Genomic DNA, 19,677 nt, shown 5'->3' with positions numbered 1-19,677 from the left:
ATTCGCAGTCACTCCCCTCTTGTTGATAAAAAACCTATGGCAAATATATATAAAAAATCTTATTTACATACTATAAATTATAGTTCAAAATATGACAATAACTTTTTATAGTTAGAAATCAATAACTTAGTTAGGATACTTCTTCTTTTATTCTTTTATCCGGACGGATAATCATACGCAAGGATTGATCTTTAGAAAAATAAGCAATCATCCAGTGATAAAAAGTATTGATGCGGTTTCGATATGTAATCAATGACATTAAGTGCACGAACAACCAAATCATCCAAGCAAAAAAACCTTTAAAATGAAGATTTGGTTTTGGTAAATCTACAACAGCTTTGTTTTTTCCAATTATTGCCATTGAACCTTTGTCCTTGTAAATAAATGGTTTAAGTGCTTTTTGTTGAAGTAAATTTTTAAAATTCCCAGCTAAATTTAATCCTTGCTGAATGGCTACTTGAGCCACTTGTGGATGTCCTTGAGAAAAATTTTCATCTGTCAGTTGAATACAAGTATCTCCGATAGCAAAAATATTTGTGGTACCATTAACTTTGTTAAAAGCATCAGTTAGAATTCGCTTACCGCGTCCATAACTTTCTGCTGGAATTCCTTCAAATTCTCTTGCCGTTATTCCGGCAGCCCAAATTAAATTTTTGGTTTGAATGGTGTTGCCATCAGCAAAATATACTGTATCGTCTTTGTAGTCTACCACGCGAGTATTCAATTTTACCACTACACCAAGTTTTGTCACCGCTTCTAGTGTATCTTGCTGAGATGCAACACTCATTGGTGACAATAAAGCCTCACCACCATCTACCAAATAAATATTACTGGCAGATGTTTCCAATTCCGGATATTCTTTGATGAGTATACTTTTTCGCATTTCTGCAAACATTCCAGAAACTTCAACTCCTGTAGGACCACCTCCAGCAACAACAATCGTAAGTAATTTTCTTCTTTTGCGTATGTCCTTACAAATCGCTGCTTTTTCTAAATTTTTTAACAAGGTATTACGCATATTTGTCGCGTCATTGAGCGTTTTCATTGGAATGGCATTTTTCTTCACATTTTCCATACCAAAATAACTGGTCTCTGCTCCTGTGGCAAAAACCAATTGATCGTAACTCAATTCACCATTGTTGAGGATTATTTTATTTTCTGTTGGAATGACTTTTAAAAATTCACCCAATCGAAATTGTAAATTCTTTTTTCCTGCAAAAAACTTTCGGAATGGATAACTAATACTTGAAGGTTCTAAAAAGGCTGTTGCTACTTGATAAATTAATGGTGGAAAAAAATTATAATTATTTTTGTCTACTAATGTGACAGTAATACCTTTTTCGTTAGTCAAAGCTTTGGCCAAGTTAATGCCTGCGAAACCACCACCTATAATTACAATATGCATCTTTTTGCTGATTTATTAGTTATGCAAATAGATAAGCTTTTTTACTTTCTATATACTATATTGTTTATTTGTACTCAATAAAAATACAACAATAAATCAGTAGAAAATTTAGTTTTTGAATTTTTTAACAGGTTTTTCTGTAGGTTCTGTTTTGTTTTGTAACCAATAATTAGCGATTAATTTTTCTATCAATTCCTCTTTGGTGAGATGATGAAAAATAGTTTTGATTTTGGTTTTGAATTCAGCTTCTAACTCGTGATTAGGTTTGGTTTTGAAGATTTGTTTTGCCCACAAAAGCGCGTTATTCTCTTCAATACTAGCCGTTGATGGCTTTTGATATTTGGAAAATTGCAAACCTAATTCTCGTTCAAAATCAGCAATTTCTGCTTCTTCTTCAGCTTGTAAAACGGTTAATGAAAGTCCATTAGCTCCTGCTCTAGCCGTTCTACCACTACGATGTACGTAAGCTTCATACGTATCTGGTAAATGATAATTTACGACATAAGAAATGGCAGCTACGTCTATACCACGAGCAGCCAAATCGGTTGCAATCAAAATATTGATATGCCCTTGACGGAATTGGTCCATAATTCTATCTCTAATTCCTTGTGACAAACTTCCGTGTAAAGCTCCGGATGAAAACTTATTAATGGCCAAGTTTTTAGCTAATTTGTTAACTGCTGCTTTGGTTTTGCAAAAAATTATACCGCGTTCTCCTTCTTTCGTATTCAAAAAATGCATTAAAACATCTAGTTTTTCTATAGGGTCTACTATGATGTACTTATGGTTAATTCCTTGATTACCCATAATTTCCATGCTAGCGCTTACTTGTACTACATTTTTGTTCAAGTAATTCTGGATAAGTTGTTTTATGGTTCCAGGAAGTGTGGCTGTAAAAAGATAGGTTTGGTGTTTTTTTGGTAACTCCGCAATGATAGTATCAAGACTATCCTTTAAAATGGAAACCATTTCATCGGCTTCATCGAGAACTAATAAAGGAGTTTCTTTTATGTTAATTGCTTTTCTCTCAATCAAATCAATCAATCGACCAGGTGTTGCAATGACAACATGTGTAGGTTGAGACAAACGTTCAACCTGAGGTTTGATAGGTACTCCTCCGCAAGTTACAGCAATCGAAATAGCAGGTTGGTACTTTGCAAACTGAACTAAATTATCAAAAATCTGATTGCCCAATTCTCTGGTGGGTACCAAAATAATAGCTTGAATAGAAGAAGTAGCAACATCTATTTTATCTAAAATTGGTAATCCAAAAGCAGCCGTTTTCCCCGTTCCTGTCTTAGCAATACCAACTAAATCTGTATTGTTTGCTAATGCTAATGGAATAATTTCAGACTGAATTTCTGTAGGTGTGACAATTCCCATTTCGGTAATCGCTTTAACAAGGGGTGCTGAAAGCCCTAAATCTGAGAATTGTTTTGACATGTTTTCTGTTTTTTGAAATTCTTGTTTGTTTCCTGAAATAGCCCGGATGGAAACGGCATCCTTTTCTTTTTTTCCTTTAAAAAAAGAAAAGATACAGTGTACAGCCGGAAAAGCTCCTAAAAATTAATCCAATTCGCTTAAGACTTTTTCTCTATATTTTTTACCAATTAACAAGGTAAGTTTTTGTTTATAATCATCGACCAACCATTCGCGGTAGTTTTTACTGCACTGGCTTAGGCATTTTGAATAACGTTTGATGCGGCATTCAATATCTTCATCTAATTCTTTGGCTAAAGCTCTGGCTTCTTGAGGTAATTCGGCATTGTCAACACACATAGAAGCATGTTGGTCTAAAGATTTATCAAGAACAACTTTAGAACGTAAGTTTTGTTTGATGGCCAATTTGTGTTCTTCATCAACATCAAAAGTTACATCAGCAGTTTTACTGAATTTAGCTCTTAATTCGGGAGACATTTGGTATTTAAAGTGCAACTCAATTTCGTGGTCATCACGCAAGTTTTCTAGATAAAACTCAGGTGATTTGAAGATATGCTGCCAATTTACAGGCTCACTCCACAGTCCAAAACGAGCGGCGTTATTACCCAAATCAATAACTGTAAATTCGTCTTTTCCAGGTAACTTTCTTGAACCACGACCAATCATTTGGAAATAAAGTGTCAACGATTTGGTGGCACGATTCAAAATGATAGTTTCTACTGTTGGCTCATCAAATCCTGTGGTCAAAATTCCAACAGAAGTCAAAATAGCATCTGGTGTATGCTTGAACCAATGCAAAATTTCTTTTCGCTCTTCGTTATTACTGGTATTGTCTAAATGACGAATAGGATAACCTGCCTCACGGAACGTTTCGTAAACGTACAATGAAGTGTTGATACCGTTATTGAAAATTAAGGTTTTCTTTCCTATAGATTTTTCAGTGTAAGCATGCAATAATTTTTCTTGCATCGCCATGTTAGTGTATAAATCATCAGAAGATTTTACGGTGTAATCTCCGTTGATTCCGACTTTTAGCGAAGTCAATCCTACATCATAACTATACGTTACAGCTCGTGCTAAGAAACCTTTTTCAATCAAAGAACCAATGGTGTCACCAACAATTAATTCATCATAACTTTGATGCATTGGCAATTTGATATTGGAACTCAATGGTGTTGCGGTAACCCCAAGAATAAAAGCATTCTTGAAGGAACTCAATAATTTTCGGAAGGAATTGTAGTGTGCTTCGTCAATAATTACTAAGCCAATATTGTCTAAATGTAGTTTTTCGTCATTAATACGGTTTTTCAAAGTTTCTACCATGGCCACAAAACAAGAGTAATCGTTTTGGTCTGGTAATTCTTTTACTTTACTGTTGATGATTTTGTTTTTAACATCAAATCCTTTGAGCATTTTTGATGTTTGTTTACACAACTCAATTCTATGCGTTAGTACAACTACTTTTTTGTCATGTTGTGATAAATACCTGCGAACAATTTCTGAAAAAACTACTGTTTTTCCACCACCTGTAGGCAATTGATACAATAAATGATGATTGCTTGGAGCATTATCTATTCTTTCAAAAATTGCATCTATATCTCCTTTTTGGTAGGCATAAAGTTCTTTTTTATTTTCAACTTGAATTTCTAAAGTGTCTTCTAACATTGTATTTTCTTGGATTTTTGCAAAAATACGCCGAAAAAAGAGTTAATCCACTACTATTAAAATAAAAAATATAGTTTTGATTAAATAATTTTATTTAAGAAGCGCTACAAAATTGATATTTTATCGATTAAGGTTTCAAAATCATAACGATTTTGCCATTTTTTCAGCTTTGCTTCAGCGCTAATTCCTATAATTCTTTCTTTAAAGTCAGTAAAAATGCCGTTTGCGATACAATAATTTGCTGCTTGCCCAAAAGAATTGTACATACTTTTGTAAAAAGTTTCACTTTTAATAGGGTTTTCTGCAGCATAAGTTTGGGCAATTTCAATGGCATACAGCATTAAATCAGCAACTATAAAAGCATCTACTCCCAACACAATAAAATGCTTGATAAACTTTTGAGCAATAGAACGTCTCATTTTGGCTCTTGGTTTACTCTTTCGTCCAGGATTTCTAACTGGAAAATATTCATTGGTTACTTTGAGTTTTGCTTCTTGTAAAAGAGAGTCTTCCTTTGGATTAAAAACAAAATTGTAATAGACTTTTACTGGACTGAATTTTTCATACAATTCAATCACTTGTTCTTCCAATTGTTCTTTCGTTAATTGGGCTACATATTTTTTTAATTCGCGTTTGCTCATTTTCAATCGTTAGGAATTGTAAAAGTAAATAGTTTGACTTTACAAATGCTATAATCAACAAGAATCCTTAATTTTGACACAATAAAAATTACTTAAATTTAGAAAATGCTCAAATTATTCAAAATTACTGCCATTTTAGAAGGATGTTCTTATTTAGTTTTATTAGCTAATATGTTGTTTATCAAACCTAACAACATGGATTTATACAAAACACTCTTGTATCCGATAGGAATGAGTCACGGTGTTTTGTTCATTGGGTATGTAGTATTAGCTGTGCTATTGAAAAATGCACAAAAGTGGTCCTTCCCTACTTTTGCAATTATTATTTTAGGTTCATTAATTCCGTTTGGTACTTTTTATATTGAAAAGAAATACTTGAGTAATGAATAAAACCTTAGAACAACTCTTTAATTTCCTCTACCCTATTTTTAGAAAATGGGGATTGGGTTATTCGTTTGCTTCTTATTTGAGTTTGGTGCTGAACATCATTATTTTGATTGTTCTAACCTATACTATTTATATGTTTTTCAGGTTTTTGTTTGTTACGGCTATGGCTGTCATTGCGCTAAAAACAAAAACCAAGTTCGATGATTTAATTATATCGAACAAAACGGTGATTTACATCGCACAATTAATTCCGTTTACTTTAATTTATAAATCGGTTCCAATCATTTTAGAACGCTATGATTATTGGGAAGATATATTCGGTAAACTAGTTGGAGTTTATATTGTATTACTTGTTCTTTGGATTATAAGAACACTTTTGAATACCACTCAAGAATACTTAAAGCATATTCCAAGATACAGCGACAAACCGATTGATAGCTTTATGCAAGTAATCATGATTGTGCTTTGGATGTTTGGGATATCTGTAATTATTTCAAAGTTATTTGGCATCAGTCAAAAAGAAATGCTTACCATTCTTGGAGCAATATCAGCCATTATCATTTTGATATTCAGGGATACTATTTTGGGTTTTGTAGCCAGTGTTCAAGTCGCCATCAATGATATGGTACGTATAGGTGACTGGATTACAATGGATCGTTATGGTGCCGATGGTGATGTGATTGAAATCAATTTGGCTACTGTAAAAGTTAGAAACTTTGACAATACCACCACCACAATTCCTACCTATAGTTTGAGTTCTGACTCCTTTCATAACTGGCGCGGTATGCTTAAATCAGACGGAAGACGTATTAAAAGACATATTTTAATCAAAGCTAGTACTATCCGTTTTCTTGAAGATAAGGAATTAGAGGAATTGCAAAAAATTGAGCTTATCCGACCTTATATTGAAACACGAAAAGCTGAAATTGATCGATACAATGGAGCCAATGGGGTTGATAAAAGTTTAGCTATCAACGGAAGAAACATGACTAATTTGGGTTTGTTTAGAAAATACATCAATCAATACTTGCATCAGCATCCGGGATTGAATAAAAATATGGTCATGTTATGTCGACAATTGCAGCTTACTGCTCAGGGTGTGCCATTGGAGGTTTATGCCTTTTCTACTGACAAACGTTTTGAAAATTACGAATACATCATGGCGGACATCTTTGATCATGTCATTGCTTCAGTAAAGTATTTTCACTTAGAAGTATATGAAATGCCCTCAGAAAGCAATTTTCTTGATTACGAAGTACCCGTAAGAAAAACAAAAGGGACACTTTAATTAGTGTCCCTTTTTTATAGTCTGTTTTTTACGTATTCAATTTCAGTCTTACCATGCGCTTTTGGTTTACCATCAGCACCAAGATTTACCATAGTTGTTTGGTCAATAGTCAGAATCGTTTCTCGAGTCATCATGTTTCTGGCTTCGCATTTTAAAACTAAAGAAGTGGTGCCAAACTTTACGACATCAATGCCAATTTCTATAATATCACCTTGCCGAGCTGAACTTTTAAAGTTAATCTCCGACATGTATTTGGTTACAATTCGGGAATTTTCGAGTTGAATAATCGTATACAAGGCCAATTCTTCGTCGATCCAAGCCAATAATCGACCACCAAACAACGTTCCGTTTGGATTTAAATCTTCGGGTTTTACCCATTTTCTAGTATGAAATCTCATTTTGTTAGGTTTATTTTCAAATTTAAGAAATTACCAAACCACTTTTTGATTAACTTTAAAGAAAAAACAATGAATCCAAGAGATCTTCTGCTAAAGGAATTAAGAGGTGAAGCCATTGGCACAATAACTAATCAGTCCTCTAGCGAGGAAGCCTTTCAAAATGAAACACTTCGACCTATTCTAAAACTTCAAAATGATTTATTTCTAGCTTCATTTGAAAATTACATTACTAAAAATAAAAAGGATTTTTATAGTCTATCCACTGAAAAGAAATTGCTTTTGATAGAAAATTCAATTCAAAAGGATATAAAGTTTAGAAATGCTTTAAAAGGAATGGTTATTGGACTTTTTACTTTGGAAGAATACCAAACCTATATTCAAAATTCATCTAATTTGAACAAAAGAATGATGAATATGCTGATTGAACGCCTTAAAAGTCAAATACAATTATTTGAAAAAGTACTATAATGTATAAAATGTCATTTTAACGCAATGAAATCTGTTTTCAACTTTTTGTTACAAATTTTAACAAGTAAAATTACATAAAAGTTAGTTTATTTCACTATGAACTAGCCTATTTAAAAAAATAGTACTCTTAAAAAAATTAATAAATCGTATTCATTGTCCTTTACTGCTTCTATTCTTTCATCATTTTGGATAGAAATAAAAAAAACATTGCTAAATATTCATTAATGATATTAAATTATTAGTATAAAAAAGAATCTGTCATTTTTTTACTTATTATTGTAATACATTGATAATTATGTTTTTTATTACTAATAACCAATTATTTTAAATAGTATTCAAAATGGACAGAAGAGAAGCATTAAAAAAAGTTGCCTATTTAATGGGAGGAGCCATTTCTGCAACGACAATGGGTGTTTTGTTTGAAAGCTTTACCGTTTACGAACCAGGAAAAAGTCCCTACTCGTATTCCTTTTCAGAAGAAGCAATTTTAGCTGAATTTGCGGAAATAATTCTGCCCACTACTTCAAGTTCTCCTGGAGCTAAAGCTGCCGGTGTTGGAGCAATGATTCCCTTAATTATTAAAGATTGTTATCCTCCAAAACTGCAAACTATTTTCAAAAATGGTTATGAGGCCATGTTGGCCAAATCAAAAACAAAATTCAATAAAGAATTCTTGGCTTTGTCAACTGATGAAAAAATCCAATTAATGAATGATTTGAAACAAGAAGCTATTGATAGCAACAAAGAACCTTCCTTCTTTTTAATTGCTAGAGACTTAACCATTTTGTGTTATTTCTCATCAGAAATAGGTTGTACTCAAGCTCGTGAATATTTACCAATCCCCGGAAAATATGATGGAAGCGCTCCCTATAAACCTGGACAAAAAGCTTGGGCCACATAAAAAGGACTGGAATTCTATTTTAGTATTAATTCAAAAAAAAGCAACTCGTGAATATCAATACCGATTTAAAAAAGCAAAACACTTATGACGCAATCGTTATAGGTTCAGGAATAAGTGGTGGTTGGGCAGCCAAAGAATTAACCGAAAAAGGACTAAAAGTGCTCATGCTCGAACGTGGTAAAAACATTGAACACATCAAAGACTACGATTCGGCTATGAAAGCCCCTTGGGAAATTCCGTATGCAGGCAAAATGACCGAGGAACAAAAACGTACACATCCGGTGCAAACCCGTGATTATCCGTACAATCAAGCGACCGAAAGTTGGTGGGTTAATGATTTGGAATGTCCTTATACTGAAGACAAACGTTTTGATTGGTATAGAGGTTTTCACGTAGGAGGAAAATCCTTAATGTGGGGGCGTCAGAGTTACCGCTTGAGTGACCACAATTTTGAAGACAATGCTAGAGATGGTCATGGTAATGATTGGCCCATTCGTTATAAAGATATTGCACCTTGGTATGATTATGTAGAAAAATTTGCTGGTATTAGTGGACAAAATGAAGGTTGGCCTTTGTTACCTGATGGACAATTTTTACCCCCAATGGATTTGAATTGCGTTGAGAAATCGGTGAAAGAACGTATCGAAAAACATTATAATAAATCTAGAATTCTAACGATTGGTCGTACAGCCAATTTGACTGTACCTCTTAATGGTAGAGGCAGTTGTCAATACCGAAATTTATGCAGTAGAGGTTGTCCTTTTGGGGCTTATTTCAGTACCCAATCTGCCACTTTACCGGCAGCAATGGCTACGAAAAAACTAACCGTTCGCCCCTACTCGATTGTCAATCATATTATTTATGACAAAGACACCAAAAAAGCCAAAGGCGTTATGGTTATTGATGCTGAAACTAATGAAACGATGGAATTCTATGCCAAAATTGTTTTTGTTAATGGTTCAACATTAGGTTCTACTTTCATTTTATTAAACTCTACTTCTGAGGCACATCCTAACGGTTTAGGAAATAGTAGTGGACAATTAGGGCATAACTTAATGGACCATCATTTTAGATGTGGTGCCGAAGGAACTGCCGAAGGTTTTGAAGACAAATATACTTACGGGCGACGCGCCAATGGAATTTACATTCCAAGATACCAAAACTTTAATGGCGATAAACGTGATTATTTGAGAGGTTTTGGATACCAAGGTGGCGCTAGTAGAGGGAATTGGCACAAAGAAGTCGCTGAATTAGCTTTTGGTGGTGATTTTAAAGAAACGATGTCAAGACCAGCTGATTCTTGGACTATGGGTCTAGGTGGTTTTGGAGAAATGTTGCCTTATTACGAAAATAAAGTCTACATCGACCATTCGAAAAAAGACAAATGGGGACAACCTGTTTTGGCCATCGATTGTGAGTACAAGGAAAATGAAGCCAAAATGCGTGAAGACATGATGTATGATGCCGCAGAAATGCTTGAAGCTGCAGGGTTAAAAAATATTAAAACTTATGATAATGGCTGTTTCCCAGGTATGGCTATTCACGAAATGGGAACTGCTCGTATGGGGAACGACCCTAAGGAATCTGTTTTGAACAAATGGAATCAGATGCACGAAGTAAGCAATGTTTTTGTAACAGATGGTTCTTGTATGCCTTCTGTGGCTTGTCAAAACCCCTCATTGACCTTCATGGCTTTGACCGCAAGAGCTTGTGATTATGCTGTAAAAGAATTGAAAAAGAAAAATATATAGAGACAACTTGTCAAGCATGAGAAAATTAAAAATGGGAATGATTGGCGGTGGTAAAAATGCTTTTATTGGAGCAGTACACCGCATTGCCGCCAACATTGATGGTTTGATTGAATTGCATTGCGGTGCGTTTAGCTCTAATCCTGAACTATCGATGGAATCAGGTCAGGCTTTGTTTTTACCAAAAGCCAAATGTTACGGTTCTTACAAAGAGATGATTACCACCGAAGCACAATTACCGCCCAACGAAAGAATGGATTTTGTATCGATTGTTACACCCAATCACGCACATTTTGCCCCAGCTATGATGGCGTTAGAGTACGGTTTTCATGTCGTTTTAGACAAACCAATGACACTAACCCTTGAAGAAGCCAAACTGTTAGCACAAAAAGTAAAGGAAACAGGATTACAATTATGCCTTACACACACCTATTCTGGCTATCCAATGGTGAAACAAGCCAAAAGTATGATAGCTGATAACCAATTGGGTGCAATCCGCAAAATTATGGTAGAATATCCTCAAGGTTGGTTGAGTACTTCATTTGAAAAGGAAGGCAACAAACAAGCCGCTTGGCGCACCGACCCTTCTAAGAGTGGAATTAGTGGTTGCATGGGCGATATTGGAACCCATGCCGCTCATTTAGCCGAATACATTTCAGGATTGAAAATTACCCAACTTTGCGCTGATATCAATACCGTTGTAGCTAACAGACGTTTGGACGATGACGGCAATGTGTTGCTCAAATTTGATAATGGTGCCAACGGAATATTAGTGGCCAGCCAAATTGCCGCTGGTGAGGAAAACAGTCTTAAAATTAAAGTATATGGCGAAAAAGGTGGCCTTGAATGGCACCAAATGGAACCGAATACCTTAATCGTAAAATGGCTAGATGCTCCAGCACAAATCTACCGTACTGGAAATGGCTATGCATCATCAGTAGCTGCTTTTAATACGAGAATTCCAAGCGGACATCCTGAAGGGTATTTAGAAGCTTTTGCTAATTTGTATAAAAACTTTGCCTTAACCCTTCAAGCCCAATTAGAAGGTAAAGAACCTACTACTGAAATGCTTGATTTCCCAACCGTTTCAGATGGGGTGCGTGGGATGGCTTTTATAGAAAATGTTATTGCCTCAGGGCGTTCGACTCAAAAATGGACTGAATTTAAAATTTAAATCAAAAGAAATGACCACAATGCAAGGCCCAGCCGTTTTTTTAGCTCAATTTATCTCGGATGAAGCTCCTTTTAATTCATTAGACGGTATTTGTCAATGGGCGGCTGATTTGGGATTCAAGGGGATTCAAATTCCAACTTTGGATGCTCGCTTTATCGATTTACAAAAAGCTGCCGAAAGTAAAACCTATGCTGATGAACTTACAGGAAAAGTTGCCTCTTACGGACTAAAAATATCCGAATTATCTACTCATTTGCAAGGTCAATTAGTGGCTGTTCATCCTGCTTATGATGATTTTTTTGATGGGTTTGCCCCTACTGCTTTACGAGCTAATCCTAAAGCTAGACAAGAATGGGCCGTACAGCAAATGCATTATGCCGCCAAGGCTTCGCAAAATTTAGGTTTAGAAGCGCATGCAACCTTTAGTGGTTCTTTGCTATGGCAATATTTTCATCCTTGGCCACAGCGTCCTCCGGGATTAATTGAAGAAGGATTCAAAGAACTGGCCAAACGCTGGTTACCCATACTAAATTCCTTTGACCAAAATGGTGTTGATGTTTGCTACGAAATTCATCCAGGAGAAGACTTGTTTGATGGCGAAACTTACGAGATGTTTTTGAAAGCCGTTAATAATCATCAACGCGCTTGTTTATTGTACGACCCTTCACATTTTGTATTGCAACAATTGGATTACTTGCAGTATATCGATTTTTATCATGAACGTATCAAAGCCTTTCACGTAAAAGATGCCGAATTCAATCCTACCGGAAAACAAGGCACTTTTGGAGGTTATCAAAGTTGGCTCAATCGCGCGGGGCGTTATCGCTCGCCTGGTGATGGTCAAATAGATTTTAAAACCATTTTTAGCAAATTGGCGCAGTACAATTACAAAGGTTGGGCCGTAATGGAATGGGAATGTTGCTTGAAGAATCAAGAAGATGGTGCAAGAGAAGGCGCCGAATTCATCAAAAAGCATATTATTAAAGTCACTGATAAAGCATTTGATGATTTTGCAGCAGTTAGTACCAACACCGAATTGAACAGAAAAAATTTAGGATTATCAATATAAAAATTAAAATAAAATGAGAATTAAAATAATGGCAGCCATAATTAGCGTAAGTGTATTGAGTGCTTTTTCTGATTATGAACTCATTCCAAAAAGCAAAGTAGTTCCAACAGAACAACCTTCAGAAGGTGAAAAGTTAATCGCAAAACAAGATTGCGCTACTTGCCATAAAATTGACAAAAAAGTAATTGGTCCATCGTATTTAGATATTGCAAAAAAATATCCAATGAACGATAAAAACATCAATTATTTATCGGATAAAATTATCAAAGGAGGTTCAGGTGTTTGGGGCGCTATTCCAATGGCTGCTCACGGTGCATTGAAAAAAGACGATGCCAAAAAAATTGCGAAGTACATTCTATCATTGAACAAATAAATTGAAACGCATCTATGGATCAAGATTTTAACCCCAAAAAAGAGCCCGAATCCACCATTCGTAGGGATTTTCTAAAAAAAGGCGCATTGGCAACAGCGGCCTTTATGATTATTCCACGTCATGTAATGGGAAGAGGTTTTGTAGCGCCAAGTGACCGATTACTTATTGCGAGTATTGGTGTAGGCGGAAAAGGCCAGTCCGATATTGCTTCTTTTGAAAAAAGTGGATTAGCCAACGTAGCTTATTTATGCGATGTTGACACGCGCAGAGCGTCCAATAGCGTAAAGGCCCTACCAAAAGCAAAATTCTACAAAGATTGGCGTGAAATGCTCGATAAAGAGCATAAAAATTTTGATGCCGTTTCGGTTTCAACACCCGATCATAATCACGCGATTCAAGCCTTTGCAGCCATGCAGTTGGGCAAACACGTGTATGTGCAAAAACCAATGGCACACGACATTTATGAAGCACACATGATGACTCAGGCTGCAAGCCGCTATAAAGTGGTGACTCAAATGGGAAATCAAGGTTCTTCGAATGATGGTACGCGCTTGCTAAAAGAATGGTTTGAAGCCGATTTGATTGGCGATGTACACACCGTTTATGCTTGGACCGACAGACCCGTTTGGCCACAAGGGATTCCGTGGTCTACTGCAAAAGCCGATATTCCAAAAGAATTGGATTGGGATTTGTGGTTGGGAACAGCACCAAGTAAAAATTATGTCGACAAACTAGTGCCTTTTAACTGGCGTGGTTGGTGGGATTATGGAACAGGTGCCTTGGGTGATATGGGATGCCATTTGCTAGAAGCTCCATTTTCTGTATTGAATTTGAAATATGCAAAAGACGTACAATGCAGCGTAGGTTCTGTGTATGTGGATGAATTCAAAAGAGGGTATTTCCCTGATAGTTGTCCGCCGTCGAGCCACGTGGTGTTGACTTTTCCTAAAACTGATAAAACCAAAGGCGATGTAAAAGTGCATTGGATGGATGGAGGAATTCAGCCAGAACGTCCTGAGGAATTGGGCGCTAATGAAATCTTTGGTGATGGTGGAAACGGAACTTTATTCATTGGAACCAAAGGAAAAATGATTTGCGACACCTACAGCGAAAATCCAAGATTATTGCCTTTGAGTCGCAATGAAAACCTAAAAATCGCCGAGAAATACCTTCGTGTAAAAGACGGAGCCAGCGGCCACCAAAAACAATGGATTGAAGGATGCATTGCCGGTTATGGCAAAAAAGAATTGAGTTCGCCATTCGAGATTGCAGGTCCGTTGACTGAAGCTTTGTTGATGGCGAATTTAGCTGTTCGTGGTTATGACTTGTACAAAGAAGTATTGGGAGAAGATGTGTATCCGGGACGTTCGGTGAAACTGCTTTGGGACAATACCGCTAAGAAAGTAACCAATGTAGACGATGTGAACCAATTTGTAAAACGAAATTATAGAGAAGGTTGGAAGAATTTGAGTTTTTAGGTTGGTAACCAAGAATTCAAATTGTGGCTCCATAGCCCCGATGGCAGCGGCATCCTTTGCTTTTTGGGTTAAAAAGCAAAGATATAGCGGACAGCGGGACTTTGACAACAAGAAAGCCTTTTTCTATCTGCTCCAAACAATTAAATGAACTAAAAAAAATCAATCGAAATGAAAAAAATAGTAGCAACGCTTATGGTTTTGGTTATCGCTCAAACCCTACAAGCACAAAAAGGATTTAAACCGATTTTTGACGGAAAAACAACAACCGGTTGGCATACTTACGGCAAAACTACCGTGGGTGCTGGATGGAAAGTAGAAGACGGTGTCTTGCATTTTGACCCCGAAGCAGCCAAAAATGGTCAAGGTGGCGACATCGTGACTGACGCCGAATACGAAAACTTTCACTTGAAAGTGGATTGGAAAGTCGCGCCAAAAGCCAACAGTGGGATTATTTTTTACATCAATGAAAATCCACAGAAATACAAAAACACGTATGAGACTGGTTTAGAAATGCAGGTATTGGACAATGACGGACATCCTGATGGAAAAATCACCAAACACCGCGCAGGAGATTTGTATGATTTGATTCAGAGTAAATCAGAGCCTGTAAAACCTGTAGGCGAATGGAATACGGCAGAAGTAGTATGTAAAAATGGCAAATTAACTTACGTATTAAATGGAGTAATTATCGTAGAGACAGTACTTTGGGATGATGCATTTAAAGCGTTGGTAGCAGGAAGTAAATTCAAAGCTTGGCCTGGATTTGGAACCTTCAAAAAAGGAAAAATTGCCTTGCAAGACCACGGAGACAATGTGTGGTACCGCAATATTCTAATCAAAGAATGGAATACAATGGAAACCACTACAGGCTGTAAATAGCCCTCACCTACTAACCACTAACCCAAAAACCACCTAAAATATGACTACAACTATTAGAATCAAATTATCGTCCATGATGTTTATTAATTTCTTCGTTTGGGGAATTTGGTTTGTTACTATGGGTACTTATTTAACAAAAGGGATTATAGCAGCAACAGGAGCACAAACCGGATTGGCCTATGGAACACAATGTTTGGGAGCGATTATAGCCCCTTTTATTGTGGGGATGATTGCTGATAAATTTTTCTCAGCACAAAAGATTCTAGGAGTTTTGCATATTATAGGCTCGGTACTACTCTATTTGTTATCGACTAAATCTACATTTGATTCTTTTTACACCTTGCTATTGTTCTATATGATTCTTTTTATGCCCACTTTAGCCTTGGTCAATTCTATTTCGATGAATCAAATGACCGATGCTGAGAAAGAGTTCGCTAAAGTACGTGTTTGGGGAACCCTTGGCTGGATTGCCTCTGGATTAGTCATTGGTGCCATGGCTTGGGAATCTACACCAGACAGATTGAATATCACTTTTTATGTTTCGGCAATCGTATCGCTTTTGTTTGGGGTGTTTTGCTTTTTCTTACCGAATACACCACCTCCGAAAGCGGGACAAAAAGTGTCAATCGCCGAAACTTTGGGTTTAGATGCTTTAAATGTTTTGAAAGACAAGAATTACTTAGTGTTTTTTATCGCTTCAATTCTTATTTGCATTCCGTTGGCGTTTTATTACGGTCAAGCCAATCAATTTTTGAATGAAATTGGTCTTGAAAGCGCAGCAGCCAAAATGACCATTGGACAAATGTCGGAAACGGTATTTTTGTTTTTAATGCCTTTGTTTTTTATACGTTTTGGTATCAAGCAAATGTTGTTAATCGGGATGTTGGCTTGGGTAGTTCGCTATTTATTGTTTGCTTATGGCGATGTAGGACAAAACATTTGGATGATTTATTTAGGAATTGCACTGCACGGAATTTGTTATGACTTTTTCTTTGTGACTGGACAAATTTACACGGACCAAAAAGCGGGTGCTTCCATTCGTTCCTCAGCTCAAGGCTTGATTACGCTTGCCACTTATGGCGTTGGAATGTACATTGGCTTCTACGTTGCAGGACAAATTGTAGACCAAAATAGTGCTGGAGAAGGCATTCACAATTGGAACAATGTTTGGATTTTCCCTTGTCTATTTGCAGCAGGAATTGCATTGCTGTTTTTTATCTTCTTTAAAGAAAAGCAAAAAATTGCAGCCAACAACTAATACTCCATTGCAAGATGCCTGAACAATTCAATCGAAGAACCGCTCTAAAAGGCCTAATTGCTGGCACTGTAGCTATGGGAATTCCGTCGTCGCTTTCGGCTATGGGAGTGTCTGATAAAACCTTTACCTCTGATTTTATGACCAAAGGAAAAATAAACCATTCCGTAGCACGTTGGTGTTTTGGCGATATGGAACTCGAAGCGCTTTGTATAGCAGCCAAGAAAATGGGGATAACTGGAATTGATTTGGTCGGCCCAAAAGACTGGCCCATCCTGCAAAAACACCAATTAGTATCTACTATGTGCAATGGTGCCGAATTGAATCTCGTTGACGGATTCAATGATACTAAATTCCATGACCAACTTATAAAAAACTACACCGCTATGATTCCGTTGGTGGCTCAGGCAGGCTATAAAAACCTAATTTGCTTTAGCGGCAACCGCAGAGGCAAAACCGATGAAGAAGGCTGGAACAATTGTGTAAAAGGCTTGCAAACCTTGATTCCGCTGGCCGAAAAACACCAAGTTACCTTAGTAATGGAATTGCTCAACAGCAAAATCGACCACAAAGATTACCAGTGCGACAGAACCTACTGGGGCGTAGAATTGGCCAAAAGAATCAATTCGCCTCATTTCAAACTTTTGTACGACATCTATCACATGCAAATTGATGAAGGCGATGTCATTCGCACCATCAAAGAAAACCACCAGTACATTGCCCACTTTCACACGGCGGGTGTACCAGGTCGCAACGAAATCGACGAAACCCAAGAACTTAATTATCCCGCCATCATGAAAGCCATTGCAGCTACTGGTTTTACAGGTTTTGTGGGACAAGAATTCATGCCGAAACAAAAAGATAAAATGGCCGCTTTGCAACAAGCCATCGCCATTTGTGATATTTAACCCCTAAAAACGAACCACCATGATTAAGCGTAGAGATTTCATCATCAATAGTGGGTTGGCCTTGGGCGCCGTTGCCCTAGCTCCTTCCCTAGCCTTTGCGGCAAAACCCAAAAACATCGGCATTCAATTGTACACCTTGCGCGAAGCCTTTTCCAAAGATGTCAAAGGCGTGCTAGAACACGTTGCCAAAGCCGGCTACAAAGAAGTTGAAACCTACGGATTTGCAGGCGAAAAAGGCTTTTTTGGCACCTCGCCCAAAGACTTTAAAAAAATCTTAAACGACAACGGACTCAAAGCGCCGAGCGGGCATTATGATTTCAAAACGTTTATCAAAGACAACAATGCCGACTTCCTGAAAGCCTCCATAGAGTGCGCCAATCAATTGGGAAGCGAATATGTGGTGATTCCGTGGCTAGAAGACGCTCTACGCAGCCAATTGGACGACTACAAACGCATCGCCCAAAAAGCCAACGAAGCCGCACTTTTGTGCCAAAAAGCAGAACTCAAACTCGCCTACCACAACCACGATTTTGAATTCACGAAATTCGGTGACCAAACCGGTTACGACATTTTGCTAAAAGAAACCGACAAAAAACTGGTCGATTTTGAATTGGATTTGTACTGGGTAGTGCGCTCCGGCAACGACCCTTTGCAGTTGTTCCAAAACCACGCTGGCCGCTTCACCATGTGGCATGTTAAAGATAGGGACAAAAACAATCCCGCTTGGAATGCCGAAATTGGTGAAGGCAACATCAATTTCAAAGCCATTTTTGCACAAGCCAAAGCCTCAGGCATGCAGCACTTTTTTGTGGAGCAAGAAACCAACTACTCTCCCAACCCAATGGAATCCATCAAAGCAAGTTGCCAGTACGTTAGTAAGCAATTGCTATAAAATAACACCCTTTTTTATTTGGGCATGACCCCGATATACACGACCGTGCCAAAAACACGACAGTGTTGCATCGGGGTCGCGCTGTACGCTATATCTCTTGGGGCGAACCCCGCCCCCAAGAGGATGCCGCTCCCATCGCTCATGCGAAGTAAGAAATTAGAAGTTAGAGATTAGAAGTAATGGTAACAACAGACAAAAAGAGTTTAACTTTTTCAGAATTTTTTTATATTTTTTTGAAAGAAAACGGTTATATTTGGGGAAATGAAAATCTCTGACTGTACCTATCTCACTAATGTAGATATGATAGGTCTGATTTTATAAGACCTATATGGTAGTTGGTGGCAAGCATAACGAGACACTTCACAAATTAACAATGAACGACAGAATACATAAAATTGAAAACGATGTGCAAGACAGAAATTCTGTTGCTTGGAAAAAATTATGTGACTATGTTGACAAAATTGCAACACTTGAAAGTGAAGAATTTTCTCCATTAGAAGAACTTGGACAAGAACTATTTTCTCAAATTCATACTTTGCCAGAAACCATTTCAAAACTTAAAAAAGTTAAAAAAGTGTGGCTTTATGGAAGCAAACTAAAACGTATTCCACCAGAAATCGGACAAATGGAATCACTTGAATACTTTGACCCATATACATCTTATGACTTACATTGGTTTCCTTACGAAATATCACATTGTAAAAATCTAAAAAATAGTAGAGTTAGCACAAGGGCCCTTTATGGGAATTATAAAAACAGAATGGGTTTTCCTCGTTTGACAAATAATCCTGTTCGATACTTAGGCGACATCCTAAATTGTAGTGTATGTGGAAAGACAATGACTTACGAACAAACAAATCAATTGTGGATTTCACTTTGGGTTGGAACAGACGTATTACCATTGTTAACAAATTTATGTTCATCAGAATGTGAACACAAATTACCTAAACCACCAGAAGACTATGTTCAGTTTGCACATAAAGGTGGTTCTGAATTAAAACAACCTCTTGACGAAGACGAACGCTTTGAATTAGAGATGGAACAATTTGAAAACGAACAAAATAATATTCCAATTCGGGAAGAACAAGAGCCAATCCCGACTAACGATATTGCTAACGACAATGAAAAGCCGAAACTCTTAAAACTAATTCGAAAATTATGGGACAGATAAAAATGCCAGCCACCAACACACGCTACAAGCAAGCTTGGCAATTGGCTTAATTTGAAAATAGTTTGTATTTGATGCATTTGTTTTTAACCGAAAGATTACGCATCTTTAATCCCAGCCTGCGTGTAGCGCGGGAACGT

19 protein-coding genes are annotated in these 19,677 nt (G+C 37.0%); 14 read left to right on the top strand and 5 right to left on the bottom strand.

The genetic code is table 11. From position 1 onward, the window contains the following. Positions 1-130: 130 nt before the first annotated feature. The 4 genes from ACSVH9_RS07850 to ACSVH9_RS07835 all read right to left on the bottom strand — a co-directional run bounded on the left by ACSVH9_RS07850 (position 131) and on the right by ACSVH9_RS07835 (position 5,151). Positions 131-1,405 (bottom strand): NAD(P)/FAD-dependent oxidoreductase, encoded by a 1,275-nt coding sequence (locus tag ACSVH9_RS07850; protein WP_438063237.1) that lies wholly within the window; start codon positions 1,403-1,405, stop codon positions 131-133. Positions 1,406-1,513: 108 nt separating this feature from the next. Further along, entirely contained in the window at positions 1,514-2,848 is a 1,335-nt protein-coding gene (locus ACSVH9_RS07845) for a DEAD/DEAH box helicase (RefSeq protein ID WP_438063236.1), read from the bottom strand. A 123-nt stretch (positions 2,849-2,971) separates the two neighbouring features. Then, positions 2,972-4,510 carry a DEAD/DEAH box helicase gene (locus ACSVH9_RS07840; protein WP_438063235.1) on the bottom strand — a complete coding sequence of 513 codons (1,539 nt, stop codon included), beginning with the start codon at positions 4,508-4,510 and terminating at the stop codon, positions 2,972-2,974. 104 nt (positions 4,511-4,614) lie between these two features. After that, positions 4,615-5,151 (bottom strand): DUF6155 family protein, encoded by a 537-nt coding sequence (locus ACSVH9_RS07835; RefSeq protein WP_438063234.1) that lies wholly within the window; start codon positions 5,149-5,151, stop codon positions 4,615-4,617. A 105-nt stretch (positions 5,152-5,256) separates the two neighbouring features. Between ACSVH9_RS07835 and ACSVH9_RS07830 the strand changes: the two genes are divergently transcribed. Next, positions 5,257-5,541, top strand: coding sequence for a DUF3817 domain-containing protein (locus ACSVH9_RS07830; protein WP_159685402.1), 285 nt, complete (start codon positions 5,257-5,259; stop codon positions 5,539-5,541). Beyond that, positions 5,534-6,826 (top strand): mechanosensitive ion channel family protein, encoded by a 1,293-nt coding sequence (locus ACSVH9_RS07825; protein ID WP_438063233.1) that lies wholly within the window; start codon positions 5,534-5,536, stop codon positions 6,824-6,826. Before ACSVH9_RS07830 ends, ACSVH9_RS07825 begins: the two co-directional genes overlap by 8 nt. Before the next feature lie 14 nt (positions 6,827-6,840). Here the strand turns inward: ACSVH9_RS07825 and ACSVH9_RS07820 are convergent, their stop codons facing one another. After that, entirely contained in the window at positions 6,841-7,224 is a 384-nt protein-coding gene (locus ACSVH9_RS07820; protein ID WP_438063232.1) for an acyl-CoA thioesterase, read from the bottom strand. Positions 7,225-7,293: 69 nt separating this feature from the next. On the opposite strand from ACSVH9_RS07820, the gene ACSVH9_RS07815 reads away from it, so the two are divergent. The 12 genes from ACSVH9_RS07815 (at position 7,294) to ACSVH9_RS07760 (ending at position 19,540) form a co-directional block, all read left to right on the top strand. After that, positions 7,294-7,692 (top strand): glyoxalase, encoded by a 399-nt coding sequence (locus ACSVH9_RS07815; RefSeq protein ID WP_438063231.1) that lies wholly within the window; start codon positions 7,294-7,296, stop codon positions 7,690-7,692. A 340-nt stretch (positions 7,693-8,032) separates the two neighbouring features. Next, the gene (locus ACSVH9_RS07810; protein ID WP_438063230.1) at positions 8,033-8,593 is read left to right on the top strand and encodes a gluconate 2-dehydrogenase subunit 3 family protein; all 561 of its coding nucleotides are present in this window, start codon (positions 8,033-8,035) and stop codon (positions 8,591-8,593) included. 47 nt (positions 8,594-8,640) lie between these two features. Then, positions 8,641-10,344 carry a GMC oxidoreductase gene (locus ACSVH9_RS07805; protein WP_159685388.1) on the top strand — a complete coding sequence of 568 codons (1,704 nt, stop codon included), beginning with the start codon at positions 8,641-8,643 and terminating at the stop codon, positions 10,342-10,344. A 16-nt stretch (positions 10,345-10,360) separates the two neighbouring features. Next, positions 10,361-11,515 (top strand): Gfo/Idh/MocA family protein, encoded by a 1,155-nt coding sequence (locus tag ACSVH9_RS07800; RefSeq protein WP_438063229.1) that lies wholly within the window; start codon positions 10,361-10,363, stop codon positions 11,513-11,515. Positions 11,516-11,525: 10 nt separating this feature from the next. After that, positions 11,526-12,584: a sugar phosphate isomerase/epimerase family protein gene (locus ACSVH9_RS07795; RefSeq protein ID WP_438063228.1), complete on the top strand. Its 1,059-nt coding sequence runs from the start codon at positions 11,526-11,528 to the stop codon at positions 12,582-12,584. Positions 12,585-12,597: 13 nt separating this feature from the next. Then, on the top strand, positions 12,598-12,957 hold the full coding sequence (locus ACSVH9_RS07790; protein ID WP_438063227.1) for a c-type cytochrome: 360 nt from the start codon (positions 12,598-12,600) through the stop codon (positions 12,955-12,957). Between the two features lie 14 nt (positions 12,958-12,971). Continuing rightward, positions 12,972-14,435, top strand: coding sequence for a Gfo/Idh/MocA family protein (locus tag ACSVH9_RS07785; RefSeq protein WP_438063226.1), 1,464 nt, complete (start codon positions 12,972-12,974; stop codon positions 14,433-14,435). A gap of 168 nt (positions 14,436-14,603) precedes the next feature. Next, a complete protein-coding gene (locus ACSVH9_RS07780; RefSeq protein ID WP_438063225.1) occupies positions 14,604-15,314 on the top strand; it encodes a 3-keto-disaccharide hydrolase in 711 nt (236 codons plus the stop codon). A 40-nt stretch (positions 15,315-15,354) separates the two neighbouring features. Further along, positions 15,355-16,572 (top strand): nucleoside permease, encoded by a 1,218-nt coding sequence (locus ACSVH9_RS07775; protein WP_438063224.1) that lies wholly within the window; start codon positions 15,355-15,357, stop codon positions 16,570-16,572. 14 nt (positions 16,573-16,586) lie between these two features. After that, the gene (locus ACSVH9_RS07770) at positions 16,587-17,477 is read left to right on the top strand and encodes a hydroxypyruvate isomerase family protein (RefSeq protein WP_438063223.1); all 891 of its coding nucleotides are present in this window, start codon (positions 16,587-16,589) and stop codon (positions 17,475-17,477) included. Positions 17,478-17,496: 19 nt separating this feature from the next. Further along, entirely contained in the window at positions 17,497-18,369 is an 873-nt protein-coding gene (locus ACSVH9_RS07765; RefSeq protein ID WP_438063222.1) for a sugar phosphate isomerase/epimerase family protein, read from the top strand. 373 nt (positions 18,370-18,742) lie between these two features. Then, positions 18,743-19,540: a hypothetical protein gene (locus ACSVH9_RS07760; RefSeq protein WP_438063221.1), complete on the top strand. Its 798-nt coding sequence runs from the start codon at positions 18,743-18,745 to the stop codon at positions 19,538-19,540. Positions 19,541-19,677 lie beyond the last annotated feature (137 nt).

This window comes from Flavobacterium sp. RSSB_23 (genome assembly GCF_051547145.1).
Classification (GTDB): domain Bacteria; phylum Bacteroidota; class Bacteroidia; order Flavobacteriales; family Flavobacteriaceae; genus Flavobacterium.
Note: the sequence above shows the minus strand (reverse complement) of the source record. Positions and strands in the feature narration are given on the sequence as shown.